The 20,301-nt window shown below is 61.5% G+C and carries 29 protein-coding genes; 17 read left to right on the forward strand and 12 right to left on the reverse strand.

Features of this window, described 5'->3' with window-relative positions:
* Positions 1-41 precede the first annotated feature (41 nt).
* Together EEB13_RS31685 and EEB13_RS28280 are read left to right on the forward strand one after the other, a co-directional pair.
* Positions 42-326 (forward strand): ArsR/SmtB family transcription factor, encoded by a 285-nt coding sequence (locus EEB13_RS31685; RefSeq protein ID WP_033233848.1) that lies wholly within the window; start codon positions 42-44, stop codon positions 324-326.
* Entirely contained in the window at positions 311-706 is a 396-nt protein-coding gene (locus tag EEB13_RS28280) for a VOC family protein (protein WP_033233551.1), read from the forward strand. Before EEB13_RS31685 ends, EEB13_RS28280 begins: the two co-directional genes overlap by 16 nt.
* 34 nt (positions 707-740) lie before the next feature.
* Here the strand turns inward: EEB13_RS28280 and EEB13_RS28285 are convergent, their stop codons facing one another.
* Genes EEB13_RS28285 through EEB13_RS28295 form a run of 3 tightly spaced genes read right to left on the reverse strand, consistent with a single transcriptional unit; the run spans position 741 to position 3,994 of the window.
* Positions 741-1,382: a vancomycin high temperature exclusion protein gene (locus EEB13_RS28285; protein WP_045065340.1), complete on the reverse strand. Its 642-nt coding sequence runs from the start codon at positions 1,380-1,382 to the stop codon at positions 741-743.
* Positions 1,382-2,533: an alpha/beta hydrolase family protein gene (locus EEB13_RS28290; RefSeq protein WP_033233552.1), complete on the reverse strand. Its 1,152-nt coding sequence runs from the start codon at positions 2,531-2,533 to the stop codon at positions 1,382-1,384. Before EEB13_RS28290 ends, EEB13_RS28285 begins: the two co-directional genes overlap by 1 nt.
* Positions 2,534-2,566: 33 nt before the next feature.
* Complete coding sequence (locus EEB13_RS28295; RefSeq protein WP_141486790.1) at positions 2,567-3,994, reverse strand: FUSC family protein; 1,428 nt, start codon at positions 3,992-3,994, stop codon at positions 2,567-2,569.
* A gap of 59 nt (positions 3,995-4,053) precedes the next feature.
* On the opposite strand from EEB13_RS28295, the gene EEB13_RS28300 reads away from it, so the two are divergent.
* Positions 4,054-4,569 (forward strand): MarR family winged helix-turn-helix transcriptional regulator, encoded by a 516-nt coding sequence (locus EEB13_RS28300; protein WP_141486791.1) that lies wholly within the window; start codon positions 4,054-4,056, stop codon positions 4,567-4,569.
* 1 nt (position 4,570) lies between these two features.
* On the opposite strand, the gene EEB13_RS28305 is transcribed toward EEB13_RS28300, so the two are convergent.
* On the reverse strand, positions 4,571-4,975 hold the full coding sequence (locus tag EEB13_RS28305; RefSeq protein WP_033233555.1) for a PaaI family thioesterase: 405 nt from the start codon (positions 4,973-4,975) through the stop codon (positions 4,571-4,573).
* A gap of 110 nt (positions 4,976-5,085) precedes the next feature.
* On the opposite strand from EEB13_RS28305, the gene EEB13_RS28310 reads away from it, so the two are divergent.
* Positions 5,086-5,526, forward strand: coding sequence for a winged helix-turn-helix transcriptional regulator (locus EEB13_RS28310; RefSeq protein WP_033233556.1), 441 nt, complete (start codon positions 5,086-5,088; stop codon positions 5,524-5,526).
* On the opposite strand, the gene EEB13_RS28315 is transcribed toward EEB13_RS28310, so the two are convergent.
* From EEB13_RS28315 to EEB13_RS28330, 4 genes are all read right to left on the reverse strand, one after another.
* The gene (locus EEB13_RS28315; RefSeq protein WP_033233557.1) at positions 5,523-5,978 is read right to left on the reverse strand and encodes a PPOX class F420-dependent oxidoreductase; all 456 of its coding nucleotides are present in this window, start codon (positions 5,976-5,978) and stop codon (positions 5,523-5,525) included. The two genes, EEB13_RS28310 and EEB13_RS28315, sit on opposite strands and share 4 nt — an antisense overlap.
* Positions 5,979-6,005: 27 nt before the next feature.
* A complete protein-coding gene (locus EEB13_RS28320) occupies positions 6,006-6,500 on the reverse strand; it encodes a hypothetical protein (protein WP_033233850.1) in 495 nt (164 codons plus the stop codon).
* 61 nt (positions 6,501-6,561) lie between these two features.
* Positions 6,562-7,377 (reverse strand): DUF72 domain-containing protein, encoded by an 816-nt coding sequence (locus EEB13_RS28325; protein ID WP_033233558.1) that lies wholly within the window; start codon positions 7,375-7,377, stop codon positions 6,562-6,564.
* Positions 7,378-7,386: 9 nt separating this feature from the next.
* Positions 7,387-7,578: a hypothetical protein gene (locus tag EEB13_RS28330; protein ID WP_033233559.1), complete on the reverse strand. Its 192-nt coding sequence runs from the start codon at positions 7,576-7,578 to the stop codon at positions 7,387-7,389.
* A gap of 73 nt (positions 7,579-7,651) precedes the next feature.
* Here EEB13_RS28330 and EEB13_RS28335 point away from each other — a divergent pair, with 73 nt between their 5' ends.
* The 4 genes from EEB13_RS28335 (at position 7,652) to EEB13_RS28350 (ending at position 10,197) form a co-directional block, all read left to right on the forward strand.
* Positions 7,652-7,975, forward strand: coding sequence for a GYD domain-containing protein (locus EEB13_RS28335; RefSeq protein WP_033233560.1), 324 nt, complete (start codon positions 7,652-7,654; stop codon positions 7,973-7,975).
* Positions 7,976-8,004: 29 nt separating this feature from the next.
* On the forward strand, positions 8,005-8,853 hold the full coding sequence (locus EEB13_RS28340; protein ID WP_033233561.1) for an LLM class F420-dependent oxidoreductase: 849 nt from the start codon (positions 8,005-8,007) through the stop codon (positions 8,851-8,853).
* A gap of 69 nt (positions 8,854-8,922) precedes the next feature.
* Positions 8,923-9,672 (forward strand): SDR family oxidoreductase, encoded by a 750-nt coding sequence (locus tag EEB13_RS28345; RefSeq protein WP_141486792.1) that lies wholly within the window; start codon positions 8,923-8,925, stop codon positions 9,670-9,672.
* A gap of 63 nt (positions 9,673-9,735) precedes the next feature.
* Complete coding sequence (locus tag EEB13_RS28350) at positions 9,736-10,197, forward strand: RrF2 family transcriptional regulator (RefSeq protein ID WP_045065355.1); 462 nt, start codon at positions 9,736-9,738, stop codon at positions 10,195-10,197.
* Between the two features lie 6 nt (positions 10,198-10,203).
* On the opposite strand, the gene EEB13_RS28355 is transcribed toward EEB13_RS28350, so the two are convergent.
* On the reverse strand, positions 10,204-11,088 hold the full coding sequence (locus EEB13_RS28355) for a helix-turn-helix transcriptional regulator (protein ID WP_033233564.1): 885 nt from the start codon (positions 11,086-11,088) through the stop codon (positions 10,204-10,206).
* 137 nt (positions 11,089-11,225) lie between these two features.
* Here EEB13_RS28355 and EEB13_RS28360 point away from each other — a divergent pair, with 137 nt between their 5' ends.
* The 5 genes from EEB13_RS28360 (at position 11,226) to EEB13_RS28380 (ending at position 15,696) form a co-directional block, all read left to right on the forward strand.
* The gene (locus EEB13_RS28360) at positions 11,226-12,263 is read left to right on the forward strand and encodes a zinc-dependent alcohol dehydrogenase family protein (RefSeq protein WP_045066747.1); all 1,038 of its coding nucleotides are present in this window, start codon (positions 11,226-11,228) and stop codon (positions 12,261-12,263) included.
* Positions 12,264-12,266: 3 nt separating this feature from the next.
* Positions 12,267-13,736: an MFS transporter gene (locus EEB13_RS28365; RefSeq protein WP_045065358.1), complete on the forward strand. Its 1,470-nt coding sequence runs from the start codon at positions 12,267-12,269 to the stop codon at positions 13,734-13,736.
* Between the two features lie 9 nt (positions 13,737-13,745).
* Positions 13,746-14,159: a cupin domain-containing protein gene (locus EEB13_RS28370; protein WP_141486793.1), complete on the forward strand. Its 414-nt coding sequence runs from the start codon at positions 13,746-13,748 to the stop codon at positions 14,157-14,159.
* 27 nt (positions 14,160-14,186) lie between these two features.
* Positions 14,187-15,167 carry a zinc-binding alcohol dehydrogenase family protein gene (locus EEB13_RS28375; protein WP_095887305.1) on the forward strand — a complete coding sequence of 327 codons (981 nt, stop codon included), beginning with the start codon at positions 14,187-14,189 and terminating at the stop codon, positions 15,165-15,167.
* Positions 15,168-15,237: 70 nt separating this feature from the next.
* Positions 15,238-15,696 (forward strand): hypothetical protein, encoded by a 459-nt coding sequence (locus tag EEB13_RS28380; protein WP_045065361.1) that lies wholly within the window; start codon positions 15,238-15,240, stop codon positions 15,694-15,696.
* Positions 15,697-15,701: 5 nt separating this feature from the next.
* On the opposite strand, the gene EEB13_RS28385 is transcribed toward EEB13_RS28380, so the two are convergent.
* Positions 15,702-16,352, reverse strand: coding sequence for an alpha-ketoglutarate-dependent dioxygenase AlkB family protein (locus EEB13_RS28385; RefSeq protein ID WP_220388484.1), 651 nt, complete (start codon positions 16,350-16,352; stop codon positions 15,702-15,704).
* 94 nt (positions 16,353-16,446) lie between these two features.
* Between EEB13_RS28385 and EEB13_RS28390 the strand changes: the two genes are divergently transcribed.
* From EEB13_RS28390 to EEB13_RS28400, 3 genes are read left to right on the forward strand one after another with little or no spacing between them, the layout of a single operon-like run.
* The gene (locus tag EEB13_RS28390; RefSeq protein ID WP_033233572.1) at positions 16,447-16,797 is read left to right on the forward strand and encodes an ArsR/SmtB family transcription factor; all 351 of its coding nucleotides are present in this window, start codon (positions 16,447-16,449) and stop codon (positions 16,795-16,797) included.
* Positions 16,794-17,276, forward strand: coding sequence for an SRPBCC family protein (locus EEB13_RS28395; RefSeq protein ID WP_141486794.1), 483 nt, complete (start codon positions 16,794-16,796; stop codon positions 17,274-17,276). The genes EEB13_RS28390 and EEB13_RS28395 overlap by 4 nt, the downstream gene beginning before the upstream one ends.
* Positions 17,277-17,316: 40 nt before the next feature.
* Positions 17,317-17,745 (forward strand): VOC family protein, encoded by a 429-nt coding sequence (locus EEB13_RS28400; RefSeq protein ID WP_095887306.1) that lies wholly within the window; start codon positions 17,317-17,319, stop codon positions 17,743-17,745.
* On the opposite strand, the gene EEB13_RS28405 is transcribed toward EEB13_RS28400, so the two are convergent.
* Entirely contained in the window at positions 17,708-18,001 is a 294-nt protein-coding gene (locus EEB13_RS28405; protein WP_141486900.1) for an Ada metal-binding domain-containing protein, read from the reverse strand. The two genes, EEB13_RS28400 and EEB13_RS28405, sit on opposite strands and share 38 nt — an antisense overlap.
* A complete protein-coding gene (locus tag EEB13_RS28410; RefSeq protein ID WP_141486899.1) occupies positions 17,991-18,710 on the reverse strand; it encodes a 2OG-Fe(II) oxygenase in 720 nt (239 codons plus the stop codon). Before EEB13_RS28410 ends, EEB13_RS28405 begins: the two co-directional genes overlap by 11 nt.
* A 206-nt stretch (positions 18,711-18,916) precedes the next feature.
* On the opposite strand from EEB13_RS28410, the gene EEB13_RS28415 reads away from it, so the two are divergent.
* On the forward strand, positions 18,917-20,254 hold the full coding sequence (locus tag EEB13_RS28415; RefSeq protein WP_202026467.1) for an ABC1 kinase family protein: 1,338 nt from the start codon (positions 18,917-18,919) through the stop codon (positions 20,252-20,254).
* Positions 20,255-20,301: the final 47 nt, after the last annotated feature.

A 20,301-nucleotide genomic window follows, 5' to 3' on the forward strand; every position in this document is an offset into this window, starting at 1 on the left:
TATGCAAGCTCCAGCTTGCCTATAGTGGTGCCGTGGTCACCATCTACCGTGCTCTCGACGACGACACGAGGCGCATCATCCTCGACGAACTCGCGGCACATGACGGCCAGACTCTGTTCGAGATCTGTTCACTGCTCACGATGCGACACGGTCTGGGCTTCACGCGTCAGGCGATCTCTCAGCACCTCGGTGTACTCGAGTCGGCTGGACTGGTCGTGACCGAGCGGCGCGGACGCTCCAAATTCCACTACTTCAATCCCGAGCCGCTTGCCGAAATCACCCGGCGATGGCCCATCGAGACAGGAACACCATGCAAATCAAACTGACAAGCATCTTCGTCGACGACCAGCGAGCAGCACTCGCCTTCTACACCGATGTCCTGGGTTTCACGAAGCACCACGACATCCCACTGGGCGAGGATGCGTGGCTCACCGTCGTCTCGCCGGAGGCGCCGGACGGCCCGCAACTCCTGCTCGAGCCCGCGAAGCATCCGGCCGTGAAGCCGTATCGCGATGCACTTGCCGAAGAAGGCATTCCGCTCGCCCAGTTTGCAGTCGAGGACGTGGAGGCCGAGCATGCCCGTCTGACGGAAAAGGGTGTGGTGTTCACGCAGGCTCCGACGGATATCGGCACCGCCGTCATCGCTGTCTTCGACGATACGTGCGGCAACCTGATCCAGATCATCGCGGAGAAGCCGGCTCAGTGAGACTCCTGCTGTGCGCCTTCAGAACCGCCCCCGGTTAATAAAGGCGCACAGCAGATTTGACCGAATCCTCCGGCGGACTCGTAACCTTGGCATCACGACCGGACAGCATGTCGATTGCCGCTTTCGGCTTGGCAAGAATCCACTCTCGGGCAGCATTTTTGACCAACGTCGTTGTTGCGCAACCACAGTCACTGTTCACGCCGTCCGCATCGATTCCGGCGTCACGGCACAACGCGACGGCGCGGGGAACATGGTAGCCCTGCGTGACGATCAACGCCTTCGACACACCATACGTATGTATTGCCCTCGAGCAGGTGTCATATGTGTCCAGGCCGTACGGATCCCCGACGATACGACGCTCATCGATCCCCTGCTCTACCAGGTAATTTGTCATGGCCGCGATCTCGTCGCCCGAAGCCCCATTCGCGTCCCCGGACACCAGCACGGCGCTCGCTTTACCGTCCTCGACCAGTTGAACGGCCGCGTCGAGGCGCCCTTTCAGGAACGCCATCGGCTTGCCGTCCTTGATCTGAGCACCCAGAACGATTACCACCGGAGCCTCGGGCGCATCCGCGACGTCGAAGGTGTGCCCCTTCGCGGCAACGGAGATCCAGACGACGGACCCCACATAGGCAACGACGCCGAGTGCAACGAGACCCGCAATCCATCGCTTCACTAGCGGAAGAGATTCGCGACAAACGGAATCGTGTCGGCTTGCGATTCGATCAACGCGCCGCTGTGGTCGGTGTTGTACGCCTTGAACGTCACGGGTTCACCATTCGCAACCAGAGCCGCGACGAGCGAAAGTGCAGACGGGGCAGGCACATCCACGTCCAGCAAGCCTTGGCCGATGAAAATGGGGCGGTCGTAACCGCTGGTCGGCACACCCATGTAGTCGTTCAGGAGACCGTAGAAGTTCGGGATTTCGTTCAGCGGGCGAGACAGCACATCGCCCAAAACGAGCTTCTTCGATGCATCTTCCAAGTCTGCGGCGCACAGTTTTTCGGCCAGATCGACCTGCTCGCGACCCAGCGGAGTCAGGTACGAGTTGACGTCGATTTCCGGGTGAGCTTCGCGCAGACCCGCCAGAATGTAGAGGGCGTACGAGGTCAAGCCTCCGCCGAGTGCAATGGGCGGAAATCCGGGACCGGCCGGCAGGAAGACCAGTTCGATGTTTGCCGGCACACCCGTCCCCACACCGCCCCGGTAGTCGAGAGAATCCCCGCCGTATTCGGTTGCGTATCGCGCGGTGGTGATTGCCGCGCCGCCGCCTTGCGATTGTCCGACCACTGCCCAACGATTCGAGATCGAGGAATCGAGGGCGCGAGCGGCCTTCACGGAATCAACGACGCTGTGCGCCTCCACTTTTCCGTCGAGGTATGGCATGAGGCCCGGAGTTCCCAGCCCGACGTAATCGGTTGCGACCACGGCATAGCCTTCGGCGAGCCAGCGGCCCAGATACGGGTAGTCGCGTTCCGGGAGTCCTGGCCCGACCAAGGAAGGTGCGCAGGAGTCGTCGAGGCCGGTGGTTCCGTGCGCCCACGCGATGACGGGCCAGCCGCCTTCGGGGGCGGGGCCAGCTGGTACGTAGTACGCACCGCTACTGAGGGCAGGGCTGCCGTCGGAACCGATGGTCCAGTACGTGAATCGAGTAGCGTCGACGGTCCCCGGAATCCAGAGATCGCGAGGTAGCGGTTCGCTCGACACAACGGTTCCGGTCGCAACCGAAACCCCAGGTGCCTCCGCAGACGCCATTGGCGCCAAGACCACCGAACTAATTGCCGCAGCACACAGCGCCGCAATAATCGACTTCGACTGAAAATTCACGTCCCGACAACCCCTCACTCCGATGCACTGGAGTCATCGTAGGACGTGGTTCCGATCGGCGCGGCTGATTGTCACGGCCGCGACGACAACACCGATCACCACTCCGATGAGGGTGTCCGCCACTCGCGCGAGCGCCGCGCTGGTCTCGATGGGTGCGCTGAGACCGATGAGCACCAGGGCCATCGGCGTCACGGCAACCGACGTCAACGCGTAATTCTTGACGACAAACAGCTCTGCCGCGGTCTGCAGAATCACCACTGCAACAACAGCCTGCCAATAGCCGAGCGTCAGGGCGATCAGAGCGGCAGCGATGATCGCTCCGCCGACGTTGCCGACAAGCCGTTGGATTCCGCGTTGAACGGTCTGCTTGTAGTTCAGCCCCTGCATTGCTGCCATCGCACCCATCGACGCCCAGAGCGGATGCTCGAGTCCGGCGCCCGCGGCAACCCATCCGGCCAATGCCGACGCCATGACAATACGAACGGCATTCATCACCACGGCGCGCGAGTACAGATGCCGTAGACCGGCGACGACGTAGTTCTCCGGCGCGGGCAATTCCGATACAGGCTCGAGCGAGTGCTCGATCATGCTGGAGCGCTTCATCTTACGAAGCTCATCCTCGTGCGCTGCAATATCGCGAATCAGCGACGCGTCGCCATGCTCGCTCCACAATCGCACTGCGGCATCCGCTTCGCCGAGCACCGCCATCAGTTCACGACCATGACCCAGCGTCGACTTGATCCGACTGCTCGACGCGATAACCGTCCGCGCATGGGCAATCGACGCCCGCGCAGTCGGGACTGAACCACCGGCCTCTAGCTTCCCGACGTTCGCAAGCGCGCGAGCGACAGCCAGACGTGCGGGGCCCATCGGCAGCACAAGCGCGGGAAGCATCGCCGCGGCCCATCCGATCAGTACACCGATCGTTCCGGCGACCACCAGCCGAACCAGATCCGCAAAGCTCGTGGCGAAGCCTGCTGCACCCGTCGCGGCAAAGACAAGAATCACCGGCCCTGGACCAGTGATGCGGAAGCCGGAGATGAAGCAGTAGGCGGCGCCGGCCGCCAACGAGAGAACACCGATCTGCGCCCAGACCGGCACACCGAACATCCCCAGAGCCGCACCAAATGCAATGAACGCAACCAACGCTGCGCCCACTATCGCGAGTTTGCCGGCCAACCGGGGGTATGGCTCGTATCGTCCGAACGCCGCACTCAGCGCGCCCAGCGCTGCAAATCCCGCCAGCTCTTCGTGCCCGAGCGCACCACCCAAGATCAGGACTACCGCTGTTGCCAGGCCGACCCGTATTGCCGGGGCAATTCCAGCGTCGGCGGAGCCGAGCCGGAAAGCCGCCCGCCACGTCTGCGCTGACACCGAATGCGCAATTGCTCCGCTCGAATGGCGGAGTCGGCTCGATGTCGTGGTGGGGGTCGGAGTAGGCGTCACTAAACCAGCATACAGTTATTTCACTAGTAAATTACTTGTGAAGTACTGTGAAATCAGTCGCTAAGATGTGTGCCATGGATCAGGCCAACAGTCCCGAAGACGACTTCATCGACAAAGTCCGTCGTGAATGGAATCGTGCCTACCCTGACATCGACACCTCGCCGGTCGAGGTGATGGGACGGATCACCCGAATCAGTTCGCAGTCCCTCCACCAACTTGATCGCGCCCTGGCTCCCAGCGGCGTCTCCCGCGCCGAATTCGACGTGATGAGCGCACTGGCCCGCAGCGATCGCCCACTACGCGCCAGCGAGGTCACGGCAGTCACCATGTTCAGCGGCGCCGCCACCACCAAGCACGCCGATCGACTGGCCAAGCTCGGACTGGTGGAACGTCAACGGTTCGAACGCGACGGACGCGTCGTACTTCTCCAATTGACCGAAGCCGGAAGAGCTTTGGTAGAAGCAGAGTTTCCGCGCCGGGTCGAACGCGACCGCCGGTTGCTATCGGGACTGAGCGAGGACGAGAAAGTTAAACTCACCGCACTCCTCAAGCGAATCTCGGTCAACATCGACGCCGGATTACCCGACTGAGCTACTTCGGCAGCGGAACGTTCTGCAAGCGAACCTGTCCACGTGCCACTTCTTTTCCCGTTTCCGGATCGGTGATGACAACCGACCACAACTGCTGAACGCGGCCCTGCTGAATCGGAAGTGCCACGACATCGACGCGTCCGCCGGTGCGGGCTCGCAAGAAGTCGGTTCCGTTGTGAACGCCAACGGCAAATTCTCCACGGTCCGCGACAGCGGTACTCGCACCGATACTTGCCGCCGATTCCACAGCCGTTGTGTAGACGCCGCCGTGCACCACACCCCACGGCGTGTGATGAGCGTCGGACAGATCGATATGTCCGACAACTTTGGTGCCGGACACCTCGTCGAGTTGTAATCCTGCGGCGCTCACAAAAGCGCTCGCTGCCTCGAGATCCACATCGGCCACGTCATGCTCCTCGTCTAGTCGGTTGGATTTCCCAACTCACAGTGCGGCATAGATTTGATGCCGTCAAGTGCTAAGTTGGATTTCGCAACCCACTGTCGATCGGAGTGAGCGTGACACCCAAAGGTCGTAACTGCTCCATCGCCAAGGCGTTGGACCTTGTGGGCGAGAAATGGTCGCTTCTGATCCTGCGTGAGATCGTCCTCGGGCAACGACGCTTCGACGCCATCGCGAGGGGCACCGGGGCCAGTCGGGATATTCTTGCCGCCCGGCTTCGGACGCTCGTCGACGCCGACGTGCTGACAAAACGCCTGTACGAGGACCATCCCCCACGCTACGAATACGTCGCCACCGAGTCAGGTAAAGCGTTGTATCCGATTCTGATGGCGATCATGGAATGGGGAGACACCTACGCGATCGACGGCCCACCCCCGACCGTCGTCGAACATCGGTGCGGCGAGCAACTGCACGCGCAAGTGGTGTGTTCGCATTGCAATGCACCGCTTGAGGCGCGGGACGCCACCGTCCTGCACCTCTCGCCGACAGCTCCCTAACGCTCCGGCGGAAACCCACCTGTTGCGATCGGTCCCCACGAATCGACGGTGACGCGGATCAGGCTCTTGCCCTGCTTGTGCATCGCTTGCCGGTACTCGTCCCAGTCGGGATGATCGCCGGCGATCGAGCGGTAGTAGTCGACCAGGGGCTCGACGGATTCCGGCAGGTCGATGAGCTCGGCCGTCCCGTTCACCTGCACGTACGGTCCGTTCCACTCGTCGGAGTGGATACACAACGACACCGTGGGAGTACGACGCACATTCACCGCTTTAGCCCGCTCCGGGTAGGTGGAGATGACGATGCGGCCTTCGTCGTCGACACCACACGTGATCGGTGAAATCTGGAGTTCGCCGGACTTGCGGACGGTCACGAGAGTGGCACGGTGGCGTGGTCTGATGAATTCGAGTAACTCGGCGTGCGAAACCCGGTCTGCACTCGCAATTTTCGACATACAACCAGCCTAGGTGGGTTTACGCGCTCATGGCATCTCGATGGTCTGAGCGCGCGCGATCTCGCCAATCGCGGTGGTGATGTACGTCGTCAGCGGTTTCTTGACAACCGCGGACAAGCTTCCGATCACAAGCACTGCCGAACGCAGGTATGCACCGTGGCCGATCCGGAACGAATCGTCTTCGAGATCGGTAATGCCGAGGGCGCCGGTGTACACGGCGGCGAGAGCCTGCACGTCGAGGTCGGGAAGCCACACGATGGTGGCCTTGGCGCAGGCAGTGAGCGCGTCTTGCACATCTTCGCTCGAGAGTCCGTCCGGGTGGGTGTCCTCGAGGAGTTCACGAACGATAGCCGCGTGCACCGATGTGACCTGCTCGAACGACAGCGTGCGCAGTTCATCGACCGCCTCGGTCAACGCATCGCGGTTGGCCGCTCGCACCGCAGCCAGCGCGTCTGCCGTGGCAGCGGCGATGTCGCGGGCAACCTTCGGCCACTCGGTGGGCCAACTCTGCTGGGGGTTCACGTTCGGTTCTCCTTGTTCGCGCTCGCGTGTGAGCTTGCCAGGTGGCACCGACAGCACACATTCAGATGAAGCGGGCCAGGAATGCCATCGCGTTGTGGGGCGCAAAACCCTTCATGTCGTTGTCGAAGTACACAAACACGTCAAGCTCGTCGCTCATCCAGCCCTGAGCGCGTTCGGACCAGCTGTCCAGGGCTTTGTCGGTGTAACCGCTTGCGTACAGTTCCTTGTCGCCATGCATGCGCACGTAGACAAAATCGCTGGTCGGCGTAGTGATCTGGGGGTACCTTCCCGCGGTATCGGCGACGACAAACCCGATGTCGTGCTCGCGCATCAGTTCCACCGCTTCCGGAGCGGCAAAGCTGGCATGGCGTGCCTCCACCGCATAGCGGATCGGGAGTTCGATCTCTGCGTGCGCCAATACCCTGTCTTCGGTCAGCTTGTCGTCATGGTGGGCGGCCAGTTCGGCAGCCTGCGTCGTCGTACGCGGAAGCAGTTCGAAGAAGCTCGCCAACCGTTCGGGCTCGAAGTGCAAGGTGGGCGGCAACTGCCAGAAGATCGGCCCGAGTTTCGGACCCAGCGCAAGCACACCCGCCGCAAAGAAGTTCGCCAGCCCCGTCTGTGTGTCGAGCAGCCGCTTCATGTGCGTGATGTACCGACCGCCCTTGAGGGCAAACACAAAGTCGTCCGGTGTTTCACTGCGCCACTTCGCGAAACTCTCCGGTTTCTGAAGCGCATAGAACGAGCCGTTGATTTCGATCGAAGTCAATTTCTCTGCGGCATAGGATAATTCCTTGCGATGCGCAAGGCCGCTCGGATAGAAGTCTCCACGCCAGGCGGGATATGTCCACCCTGAGATACCTACTCGGATATCTGCCACCAGTTCAGACTAGACGCCCGATACCCCGGCACTGAGCGCAACGGACACCGGCACGACGGTCAGGCACACCACTGCTGCGACAAACAACCCGATGACGAGCCGACGATCCCACTTTCCGCGGGCGCCGCTTGCCGCGAGCATGAAGATCACAAAACCCACACAGACAGACACGATCGTCACGATCACCGGAGTACCAACCATGGGTTGATTGTCCCCTACCCCTTTGTGGGTATACCGCTCGGAGGTGAATACCCCTGCCGAGCAAGGAGTCGAAATGCCGAAATACCTCTGGCAAGTGACGTACACACCAACCGGGGCCGCCGGCCTTCAGAAGGAAGGTGGCACCGCCCGCCGCGATGCAATAACCCACATGGTCGAAAGTGTCGGTGGCACAGTCGAATCCTGCCACTTTGCACTCGGTAGTCATGACATGTTTGTCATCGGCAGCCTTCCCGACGCTGTTGCCGCCGCGGCATTGAGCATTCGCACCACCGCCGAGGGAGCGGCTCGATCCGAATCCGTCACCCTGCTCACGCCGGAGGAAATCGACGAAGCAGTCAATCGCCCCACCGACTACCGTGCGCCCGGTACGGAATAGATCCAGGTCACACTCGGGTTACCACCACCATGACTGAACCGACGCAGACACCTGACCTGGGCACCTACGGAATCTGGCGAGGAGCCGCCGGATTGAAACCGGATCTGGGGGCGGCAATCGAGAAACTCGGGTTCGGCACCATCTGGATCGGGGGTTCACCGCGAGCGGACCTTCTGGTGGCCGAGAAGCTACTCGACGCAACGGAACGCATCACCGTGGCGACCGGGATCGTCAATGTCTGGTCGTCTCCCGCTGCTGAAGTTGCCGAGTCGTACCACCGACTCGAAGCCAAGCACCCCGGACGGTTCCTCCTCGGAATCGGCATCGGACATCCCGAGGCCACCGGCGATTACTCGAAGCCGTACGGCACCTTGGTGTCCTACCTGGATGAACTCGACGCAGCTCAGGTTCCGGAATCTCGTCGTGTCCTCGCCGCTCTCGGCCCCAAGGTATTGAAGCTGTCGGCTGATCGCGCTGCCGGTGCACATCCTTATCTGACAACTCCGGAACACACCGCCGAAGCACGCGAGATTCTCGGGCCGTCGAAAATTCTTGCGCCGGAACACAAAGTTGTTCTCGAGACCGATCCGGACAAGGCGCGAGCGGTCGGCCGTCCGGCTGTCGCCAATCCATATCTGCACCTACGTAACTACACGACAAATCTCGAACGCCTCGGCTTTGCACCCGACGAAATTGCGAACGACGGAAACGATCGTGTCATCGACGCGCTGGTGGCCTACGGGACCGCCCGTTCCATCGCGGACAGGTTGCGTGAACATATTGCGGCCGGGGCCGACCACGTTGCGATCCAGGCGCTTCCGGCCGATGGTGATCCAATTGCGACGTACGAAGCATTGGCCGCAGAACTGTTCCGGTAACCCTTGACTTGGATAAGTCGTGTCCGAGTATACTTGGACACGACTTATCCAAGTAAAAAGGAGACAGGCATGAAGATCGTCATTTTCGGGAGCGGGCTCATCGGAAGTCAGGTCGCGTCGAAGCTCGGTGACGCCGGGCACGACGTGAAGGCACTCGGCCGTGCGGACGGTATCGACACAACCACGGGCGAAGGCCTCTTCGAAGCCGTGACCGGTGCAGATGTGGTCGTGGATCTTACAAATTCCCCTTCGTGGTCGGACGACGACGTCATGGCTTTCTTCCGCGACGGAACTGGCCATATCCTCGCGGCGGAGGATAAGGCGGGCGTCGGGCACCACGTCATCCTGTCCATCGTGGGTGCCGATCGACTGTCTGATTCCGGGTACATGCGAGCCAAGGTCGCCCAGGAAGACCTGGTCAAGGCCGGCCCGATCCCCTACTCGATCGTCCGCTCGACCCAGTTCTTCGAGTTCATCGCCGGAATTGCCGATGCCGGGACCGTGGACGGCACAGTCCATGCAACGCCGGCGCATCTTCAGCCGATCGCGTCGCGGGACGTCGTATCTCACGTCGCCGAGGTTGTGACCGGTCCGCCGTTGAACGGGACGGTCGAGATCGCCGGACCCGAACCGCTGGGTATCGACGAATTGGTACGACGCCTGTTCTCCGTCACCGGGGACGGCCGCTCGGTGACGCCCGATCCGGAGGCCGGCTACTTCGGCGCGAAACTCGACAGTGCCGCGCTCACACCGACTCCCGGCGCGAACGCCTGGATTGCGCCGACAACACTGGACGAGTGGTTGGCCTCGAAGGCCTGAAAAAAGACAACACCACCGATGTCCGCCCCAAACCGGTTTCCACGGCGTCGATAGAGTTCTGGCATGAAGCTTTCCGGAGGAGTGGAGTGGTCGCTCCATTGCTGTGTGGTCCTCAGCCAGGCGCAAGGCCCGGTCCCCACGGCCAGACTCGCCGAACTGCACGGGGTGTCGAAGACATACCTGGCAAAACATCTGCGCGCCCTGGCGCAGGCCGGTCTTGTCAATCCGACTGAGGGCCGCGACGGCGGATACGTCCTGACCCGGCCACCCGAAGACATCACAGTTCTCGACGTCGTTCAGGCCGTCGACGGTAAGGAACCTGCCTTCCGGTGCACGGAGATTCGGCAACAAGGGATCCTCGCCGCGCCACCGGAGCAGTGCCTCGCCCCGTGCGGTATCGCCAAGGTTATGGCCGACGCCGAAAAGGTATGGCGTGCTTCGCTGTCGGGAGTCACCATCGCAGATCTTGCGGCAACTCTCGATCTCCCCGCTCTCAAGAAAGTTCTGGCGGCACCGTCGAACTGAGTGCTCCTACAGGGAAGATTCCTTGTCGTTGGCGGGATCCAACTGATCCTGGGTAGCCGCCCAACTCGCCAAGACTTTGAGCGCATCTGCCGTCGGAGTACCCGGCGCCGCGGTGTAGACCAGCAGCGTCAGCCCGGGGTTGGACGGAAGTTCCATCGCCTCGAAGTTCAGCTCGAGGTCTCCGACAACGGGATGATGAACCTTCTTGAAACCTGTTCGATGAAAGCGCACATTGTGTTTCGCCCATCGCGTGCGGAATATCTCACTGCGCGTGGCTAATTCACCGATCAGTTCGGTCAGCGCCTTGTCGTGCGGGTTCTTCCCCGCCTCAGATCGGAGCATTGCCGCAATATCATCGGCAGCACGTTCCCAGTCGGTGAAAAATTCCTGCGAAGCCGGGTCGAGGTACACAAACCGCGCATTGTTCGCGGGACGACGTGGATCCGCCAATACCGGCGAATACAGCGCCCGGGCCATGCGATTGGCGGCCAACATATCGTGCCGGGCGTTGCGAACCCACGCCGGGGCGTCGGTGATGGCGTCGAGTATCTGCTGAATGGCCGGACTGACACCTTTGGGGGCTGATCGGCGCTTCGGCGGAGCCGACGCACTTGCGGTCTTCGCCAGATCGAACAGGTGATCCTGCTCGGCCTCGTCGAGTTGAAGTGCCCGGGAAAGACTTTCGAGTACCGAGTCCGATGCTCCGGCCAGATTGCCGCGTTCCATTCGCACGTAGTAGTCGATGCTGACACCCGCCAGCAAGGCAACTTCTTCGCGGCGCAATCCTTTGACCCGACGGTTTCCGCCGTACGCCGGTAGTCCCGCCTGCTCGGGAGTGATGCGCGCGCGGCGGGAGCTGAGGAACTCGCGGATCTCGGCTCGGTTGTCCATGCCGATTACGTTACTCGAGTCGCCGAACCTCAGGGAGGTACTGCCGGTACCTGGAACGACAGGAACTCCCGCCGTCATGATTCGGACGGTTCACTGGGTATCGACACCGCGAACCGAACAACCCGAGAGGATTCATCATGCGCGCAACCATCATGTACAGCGCCGGAGACGTTCGCGTCGAGAACGTGCCTGACCCGGCACTGCAGCAGCCGACCGACGCCCTGGTACGCATCGTTCGAGCATGCGTCTGCGGATCCGACCTACATCCGTACCACGACATGCCTGCCACACCGGGCGGCACTCCGATGGGCCACGAATTTGTCGGCGTCGTCGAAGAGGTCGGCGGCGACGTAGCCACGCTGAAGAAAGGCGACTTTGTCATCGCCCCGTTCGCCTGGTCGGACGGAACCTGCGAGTTCTGCCGCGAAGGACTGCAGACGTCGTGCCGCCATGGCGGATTCTGGGCAGGAAACGGCATCGGTGGCGCCCAAGCGGAGGCCATCCGCGTGCCACTGGCAGACGGCACCCTCGTCAAAGCACCCGTCGGCGAAGACTCGGAACTGCTCCCCTCACTGCTCACCCTGTCCGATGTCCTGGGCACCGGCTACCACGCTGCCGTCAAGGGTCGAGTGAACGAACGCACCTCGGTCACCGTCATCGGCGACGGCGCAGTCGGCCTCATGGCGGTTCTCTCCGCCAAACGACTGGGCGCCGAGCGGATCATCCTCATGGGCCGTCACAAGTCGCGCACCGATCTGGGCATCGAGTTCGGAGCAACCGATATCGTCGCCGAGCGCGGCGACGAGGGCATCGCCAAGGTCCGCGAACTGACCGGCGGTGACGGCACCCATGTTGTACTCGAAGCCGTGGGCCACATGCCCGCCTACGAGCAGGCGATCGGTGTCGTCCGCCCCGGCGGTGTCATCAGCCGCGTCGGTGTACCCCAGTACGAGGTGGCACCCGTCGGTTTCGGCAGCCTGTTCGGACCCAACGTCACACTCACCGGTGGTCCCGCTCCCGTGCGCGCGTACATCGAGGAGCTCATGCCAGACGTTCTCGACGGAAAGATTCAGCCGGGCAAGGTTTTCGACCGAACAGTCAACCTCGACGAGGTACCGGACGCCTACCGCGCGATGGACACACGTGAGGCACTCAAAGTTCTTGTTCGGCCGTAATCCATGACCACCGTCGACACTGCCCGGACCGGTCGCGTCAACTCCACGGCAATCCTCGCGATCATTCTGATCAGCTACTTCATGATCCTGCTCGACAACTCGATCATCTTCACCGGGCTGCCAAGCATCGCAGCCGAGATGGGGTATTCGGCGACCGGGTTGTCCTGGGTGCAGGACGCGTACACCCTCGTGTTCGGCGGCCTTCTCCTTCTCGGCGCGAGACTCGGCGACATCTTCGGCCGTCGCCGCGTCTTTGTTGCCGGGTTGGCGATCTTCGCAGCCGCGTCGTTCCTGGTCGGGGTTGCTCCCAACGGTTGGTGGCTCATCGCGGCCCGCGCCCTCCAGGGCGTCGGCGCCGCGGTGGTCGCACCGGCATCACTGTCACTCCTGACGGCAAGCTTCCCGCCAGGGCGCGAACGGACACGCGCGGTTGCCTGGTACGGCGCAGCCGCCGGAATCGGCGCGAGCCTCGGCCTCGTGATCGGCGGTGCCCTTGCCGATTGGGTGTCCTGGCGCGCAGGATTTTTCATCAACGTCCCGATCGGCATCGCGATGATCGTTCTCGCACCGCGGTTCATTCCCGAAACAAAGCCGAGCACAGGACGTTTCGATGTAGCCGGCGCCGTCTACGCCACACTCGGAATGGCCGCACTGGTCTTCGGCATAGTCAACTCCGCCGAAGCCGGATGGGCATCACCGACCACCTTCCTGACGCTGACCCTCGGTGCGGTTCTCCTGGCTCTGCTGATTCGCAATGAATCGCGCGCGGAGCAACCCATCATGCCGCTTCGACTCTTCCGCTCTCGCGAACGATCCGGTGCCTACGCCGCCCGCATGCTGTATCTCGGCGCCATGATCGGATTCTTCTACTTCACCACTCAACTTCTGCAGGGCGCAATGGGTTTCAGCGCTTTCCAAGCCGGTGTGGCCTTCTTCCCGATGACTGTCGTCAATTTTGCAGTTGCACTGCTGATTCCGCGATTGACCCCTCGATTCGGGAATGCTCCGTTGCTCGCCGCGGGTGTGGCACTCACATTGGTAGGTATGACGTGGCTCAGCTTCGTGCATTCGGGCAGCACTTATCTGAGCGGCGTTGCACTACCGATGATCTTGATCGGCGCAGGCCAAGGTCTCGCGTTTGCGCCGCTCACCGCTGCCGGAATCGCCGGGGTGAAGGCCGACGACGCCGGAGCCGCGTCCGGACTGGTCAACACAGCACACCAACTGGGTAGCGCACTGGGACTCGGCATTCTCGTCGCGATCTCAGCCGGGGCCGGATCCGCTGCGGAATCCCCGAAAGAAGCACTCACCGAGCATGTCTCGACTGCACTGACCGCAGGTGCCGGCCTCCTTGCCGGTTGCCTCGTCATAGTTCTTGTCTTCATCGTGCCGCCAACGGGTAAACGAAAAACAGGTCGAAGAAGTGCGAGTTTGCAGAGACAGTCAATCGAACATCGTTCATCCACAACATAAGGAATTCCCATGGAGATTCTGAAGCAACCGCCCACGAGCAAAGCTCCCGCAGACTGGTTCACCGGCGACGTCTGGTGGGACGTCATCTACTCAGGCCAGGAACCGTCACGCATGCGCGCCAACATGGTTCGCTTTGCGCCGTGCTCACGCACAGACTGGCACTCCCACGCGCTGGGGCAGACCTTGCACATCGTGTCCGGCACCGCCCTGATTCAGGCTCGCGGCGGCGAGATCATCGAGGCTCACCCCGGTGACACCGTCTACACACCGCCCGGCGAAGAACATTGGCACGGCGCGGCGCCCGACCACTTCATGAGCCACCTCGCCTTGTGGGAAGGTCCCGGCGACGGCAGCACGGAAACAACCTGGGGCGACAAGGTCACCGACGAGGAATACAACGCCCCTCGTAGCAATCGCCGGTGAAGTCCGAATATCAAGGAGCGCAACATCGTGACTGAGACCATGACTGCACTGTTCGGTGGGCAGGGCCCGGACTGGGTGGCCCGCGAAGTTCCCGTTCCCGAGCCTGGCCCCGGACAGGTTCTTGTGCGCACTCATGCCGTCGCACTGAACAACGCCGATCCGCAGATGCTCGCTGAGTTCGACACACCGGGCTCCGACAACGCGTACGTCGCCGGATACGAATTTGCCGGTGACATAGCAGCACTCGGCCCCGGTACCCACAACCTCACAGTGGGCGATCGTGTCATGGGAACTGCGCCGAGCAGTTTCGCACAGTTCGTCCTCGCGGATTACCGGCACGTCATAGCCATGCCCGACAACCTGGAATACAACGAAACCACAGCCCTGCCGACCGCACTACTCACCGAACACGGGGCTCTGATGCTCGCCGGCTACACGCCGGGACAGACGGTACTCATCACAGCGGCCACGTCAGGCATCGGCCTGCTGGGAGTTCAGATCGCGAAGGCGCTGGGCGCAGCCGCCGTCATCGGCACCACACGATCTGCGGACAAGGAAGACGTATTGATCAAAGCCGGCGCAGACACCGTTGTCGTCACGACGAATCGAAATCTCACGGACGCCGTACTCGAAGCAACAGAAGGTCGAGGAGTCGATGTCGTACTCGACCACGCCGGCGGGCAGACTCTAGCCGCCTGCTTACCCGCCACCCGAGACGGCGGGCACCTCGTCAATATCGGACGCCTCGACGCCGCGCAGTCCACGATCGACCTGGACGCGCTCTCCTACCGCCATCTTCACCTGCATGGAGCATCATTCGGCTTCGGTCGAGCAGAAGAACTCGGGAACGTGATTGCTGCTCTCGCCGACGAGGTCATGCCTGCTGTCGCCGACGGTCGGATACGTCCCGTCATCGACAGCATCTATCCCTTCGCGGAAGCGGCCGACGCGGCACACCGCATGCGTAGCGGCAATACCGTCGGAAAGATCGTGATGCCGATGCCCTGATCGATCTGTGCGTCACACCCCAACAGGATGAATGGTTCGTTTTCGGTCTGACTCATGGCACGCTGATCCCATGGAGCCTCTCGAACCGATGCGGCCGGTGAGCGTTCACGCGCCGATTCAGACGTCGACCCCGAGATGGAAATCTGCGGCGGCCATGCTGGGAACGATGTGCGTCTTTGCGTATGCCCTGCTCTCGACTAGAACCGGAGCCGGCCCTGTTGTGATGGGAGTTGCCGTCGGCGTTGTCGGCATAGTCCTCTATGCCATGTCGATATCGCGCACTCTCAGAGAGAACTCGGGCAAACGCATACCGATGTGGGGCGCCCCTCCGGTGTCTCCGCGCGAGATGGACCTGCTTGCCGGAGTCGGTATGCCGTTGTTTGCAGCCGGCACCTTGACTGCACTCCGGGCGTCGGGAATGAATTGGTCATTTCTCTTCCTCGGGCTGTGCGTGATGGTGTCAGTTCTCGCTTTGATACTTCCTGCCCTCATCCATAATTCACGCGTGAAACGGGCACTGTCAGCCTGAGAACTTCACCGCATTCCGGTATCCCGAAGCGTGATGTTCAACCGGCCGGACATCAATCCGCTGTCCGGATATGCGCTTCCTGCAATTACTTTCGGGACTCCGTGATAAGCGAAGCGTGAGGCACCGCCGAACACGAAAAGATCGCCGGACTGAAGTTCGATGTCGGTGTACGGCTTATTGCGATTCTCAGTGTTCCCGAACCGAAAGACACAACTCTGGCCGATGCTCAGGGACACGACGGGCGCGTCGCAGCGCTCGTCCTTGTCCTGATGCATTCCCATCCGGGCGCCGTCGTCGTAGAAGTTGATCAGCGCCGTGTCGGGGGTGTAGATCTCACCTGAATCTCCGTATGCCACTCGCACAGCTTTACGCCCCAACTCGATCAGCCACTCGGGAAGTGCGGCTACAGCCGCACCGTTCACGTCGTCGGCCGTGCGCGTGTATTTGTACGGCTGCCAATGCCAGCCGAGGCACACGGTTTGAACGGACATCTTGTGTCCACCGGGGACCACCGCCGAGCGCATCGGGACCGGGGCGGTTGCCCACCGTCGGCATTCGCTCACGAGCATGCGCTGTTGGTCTGCGCCGAGCCAATCCGGAACGTGAACAGCTCCCGGGGCTACCACCATCCGCGGGCGCGGGATCAGCGCGTTCATGATTTCCAGGCTAGTAGGCGATGAGGCATTGACACTCTCCGCATGGGCTCGTATCGTAATCAACAGATTGGTTGATAAAGGAGTTGATTGACAAGTGATCGTGGACCCCGGGGCTGATGATCGCCTCGACAAGGCATTCATGGCACTTGCCGACCCGGTACGACGACGGATCATCGCCCGCCTGAGCACCGGACCCCAGACGGTTAACGAGCTGGCCGAGCCGTTCGAAATCACGAAACAAGCTGTCTCCAAACATATTCAGGTACTCGAGGCAGCGGGGTTGGTCACTCGCAGCCGCGACGCCCAGAGGCGCCCGGTGCATCTGAATGCCGCAGCACTCGAGGCTTTGACAGCCTGGATCGACCGCTATCGACTGGTCCACGAACAACAGTTCCGAAACCTTGATCACCTACTGCACACCACACAGAAGGAGACACAGCCATGAGCACCACCAATCCCGTCACGATCACGGCGCCCGAGGGCGTTCCGTTCATCGACATCACACGCGAATTCGACGCACCCGTGAGTGCCGTGTTCGCGGCTCACTCCGATCCCGACCTGGTCAAGCAATGGCTCGGCCCCAACGGGTACGAGATGGACATCGAGGAATACGACTTTGTCAGCGGCGGTCGATACAAGTACATCCACCGCGATCCAGAGGGTGGCGAGTACAAGTTCAACGGCGTTTTCCACGTTGTTCGTAAGAACGAATTTGCCATCCAGACCTTCGAATACGAGGGCTTTCCCGATGTGGTCAGCATCGAATCCATGACGTTCGAAGATCTGGGCAACGGGCGCACCCGCCTCTCCGGTCACTCCGTATATCCGAGTCTCGAGGCGCGCGACGGCATGATCGAGAGCAATATGGAACGCGGCGTCGTCGAAGGTTACGAGCGCCTGGACAAGATCGTCGCACAGTCCTGATCACCTGTTTGCCCGATCACTCACTGCGAAAGGCACTCTCATGGATTGGACGCTTGAAGTTGTCATAGTTCCGGTCAGCGATCTGGGGCGTTCCATTGCGTTCTATCGCGATCAGGTCGGATTCAATCTCGATCACCACACCGTGAACGAGCACATGACGGTCGCCCAGCTCACCCCACGTGGATCGGGTTGTTCTATCGTCATCGGCAACCTGCCGTCACAAACCGAGATGCCTCCCGGCTCTTTGAAGGGCTTGCAATTGGTTGTGTCCGACGCGGCAGCGGCCAGGCAGGAGCTCATCGACCGGGGCGTCGACGCCAGCGAGGTCACAGTTTTCGACGAGCGTGACGGCGGCACCTTCTTCGGGTTCTCCGATCCTGACGGAAACACCTGGGCGGTTCAGCAACTGAAGGTTCGCGGCGAAAAGCCACTCATTCCGAAGGAGTACCAGGACCGCTTCGGCCAGTAGAAGCAGCCTTCCACACTGCGTAGTCCGCGGGCATGCAGACAGCGCAGGGTCGATAGCCGGCCGCAATCGCGGTCGGCTCGTCGGCGAAGAACACCCGACTGGCGACATACCCACCGCGCGCGATCGCCCGCGCAGCCCCTCTGCAGTCGAGTCGACCGTAGATCTTCGTTTTCCGGTGTCCACCAAGCACTCCGGGTGCCTGACTCTCGTACGGCTTGTTGTCGGCATCACGGAGGATGTACGTCCTATTCGGCATCATGAAGCACCAATCCCAAGGTTCGACGCGCCCCTGACTTCACGACGCTGACACCATGACGCACAGGCGCTCTGGACCAACCGCGCGCGCTGGGAACCGGCCTGTCCCTGGTGGTGAATATCAGGGCATGTCCTTGCTCGAGCACTACGACGGTTCCCTTGGACTGGGCGCGCGGCCGCTGCTCCACGATCATGAATTCACCGCCCGTGTAATCGATGTGCGGCTTGTCCAGCCCGATCACCACTTGCATCGGAAATACCAACTCGCCGTACAGGTCCCGGTGCAGCGCATTCCAGTCACCGAGGCCGTAGGACAGCAGAATCGGCGTCGGACGCTGTTGGCCGCCGTCATGGCACAACTCGATCCATTCGTCGAAGGTATCCGGCCAGGGCGCGTGATCCCCCACGTTGAAAGCCCACTCACGCGCAACAGGCAGAAGCTGCCGGTAGAAGGCGGCTCGCATGACCGTGATCGGGTCCGGTACCGGATCACGAAAGTATCGGTACTCCCCTTGCCCGAATCGGTACCGCGCCATGTCGATCGTGCTCCGAAATCGGCCCACCTCCGCGTACCAGGACGCAATTTCCTTGCATTCCGACTCGTCGAGCAACGGTCCCGTTTGCGCACACCCGCTCGTGTTGATTCCCTCGATCAGCGCAGGCCAATCGAGGGAATCAACACGAGCGGGCAAATCGGTGAACTGGTCCATACGAAGTAGACGATGCTGCGCGCAGAAACGTGAGAACGGCCCCTGCTGTACGTAGGCTGAGGCATTGCCCGCATTCGACAAGTTAGTGTGACTCGGCATACTGACTAAAGTCGAACGTCGAACAAGGGAGAGCCGTGCCGGACCACACACGACGTCCAGTCGGTCCCTACTCTTCAGGGGTGCCCGTAGGCGCTCTCGACGTACGTATGCCTGACCTGGAACGATTCGGCCTCCCTCAGCTGTGGCGATCGGCAGTCATCGCGGTGGTGCTGTCCACGTCGATCATGCTTGCCCTGATCGTGTGGCCGTTCCGCAGACGCGGGCGCACCATCGCGGACGCGGCTTCCGACGGCTTGGTGGACGGCTTCATCACCCTCGGCCCGACGTTCGTGAAGCTCGGTCAACTGGTTGCGTCGTCGTCGGGTATTTTCCCGGCACCACTGGCCAATGCGTGCCTTCGGTGCCTTGACGACGTGCCACCTTTCCCAGCGCAGCAGGCTCGCAGCGTCGTGGAAGCCGACCTCGGATACTCGATCTCCGAACTGTTCGCGACGTTCGACGATCATCCGCTGGCGGCTGCATCGGTGGCGCAAGTGCATGCGTGCGTCCTGCACGACGGACGTGAAGCCGTCATCAAGATTCAGCGGCCGGGTATTTACGCCCGCATGCTCATCGATCTCCGGGCCGCATATCGAGGCGCGAGAATTCTGGAGAAGTTCGTCGAATTCCTACGGATAGCCAACGCCACGGCCATTATCCGCGACCTGCACAGTGCCACGATGACGGAACTGAACAGTGCCGTCGAAGCCGATCGGCAAACAACGTTCCGGAACAACATCGGCACCTTCGGCGACAACAAGGGCGTGACGACACCCGAGGTGTACTGGGATTACTGCGGGCCGCGGGTGATATGCATGGAGCGAATGCGCGGTGTTCCTCTCGATCGCTTTGTCGCGAGTCCGGACGGCGTCGACGAAGCCCGCATGCTTATTCGACGCGGCGTGAAAGTATGGCTCGAATCCGTCATTGTTCACGGACCATTCCACGGCGATGTTCACGCCGGAAATCTCTGGGTCCTCGATGACGGTCGGATCGCGATGCTCGATTTCGGAATTGTCGGAGTTCTCCCCGAAACGTGGCGAACAATTCTCACCGACATGTTTCGTGCAACATTGATCGACGGAGATTTCGCCCGTGTCGCCCGCGGTATCCGCGCCTTGGGATACGCCACCGACTACGAGGTGGACGACGACCAACTCGGCTTGCAGGTTGCCACCGCTTTGGCGCCGATTCTGGGCCGCGACCTGGGAGAACTCAAATTGAGTGAACTCATCATGGCGTTGATCCAGTTGGGCAGACAGTGGGGTGTGGCCAGCCCCGAGGAATTGGTTCTGTTCGGCAAGCAACTCGGATATTTCGAGCGATATGCCACCGCGCTCGCACCGGGCTGGGTTATCGGTCAGGATCTTTACCTTTTCAAGAATGTCTTTCCCGACGACGTCACGGCCAAGGCGCACAATTTGGGAATCACCCTTCCGGAATAAATCTGTCGAACTTAACTACTACGACAATCCAGGCGTGGGGATTAATC

The sequence above is a fragment of the Rhodococcus sp. WS3 genome, assembly GCF_003797085.1.
GTDB classification, from domain to species: Bacteria; Actinomycetota; Actinomycetes; order Mycobacteriales; family Mycobacteriaceae; genus Rhodococcus_F; species Rhodococcus_F globerula.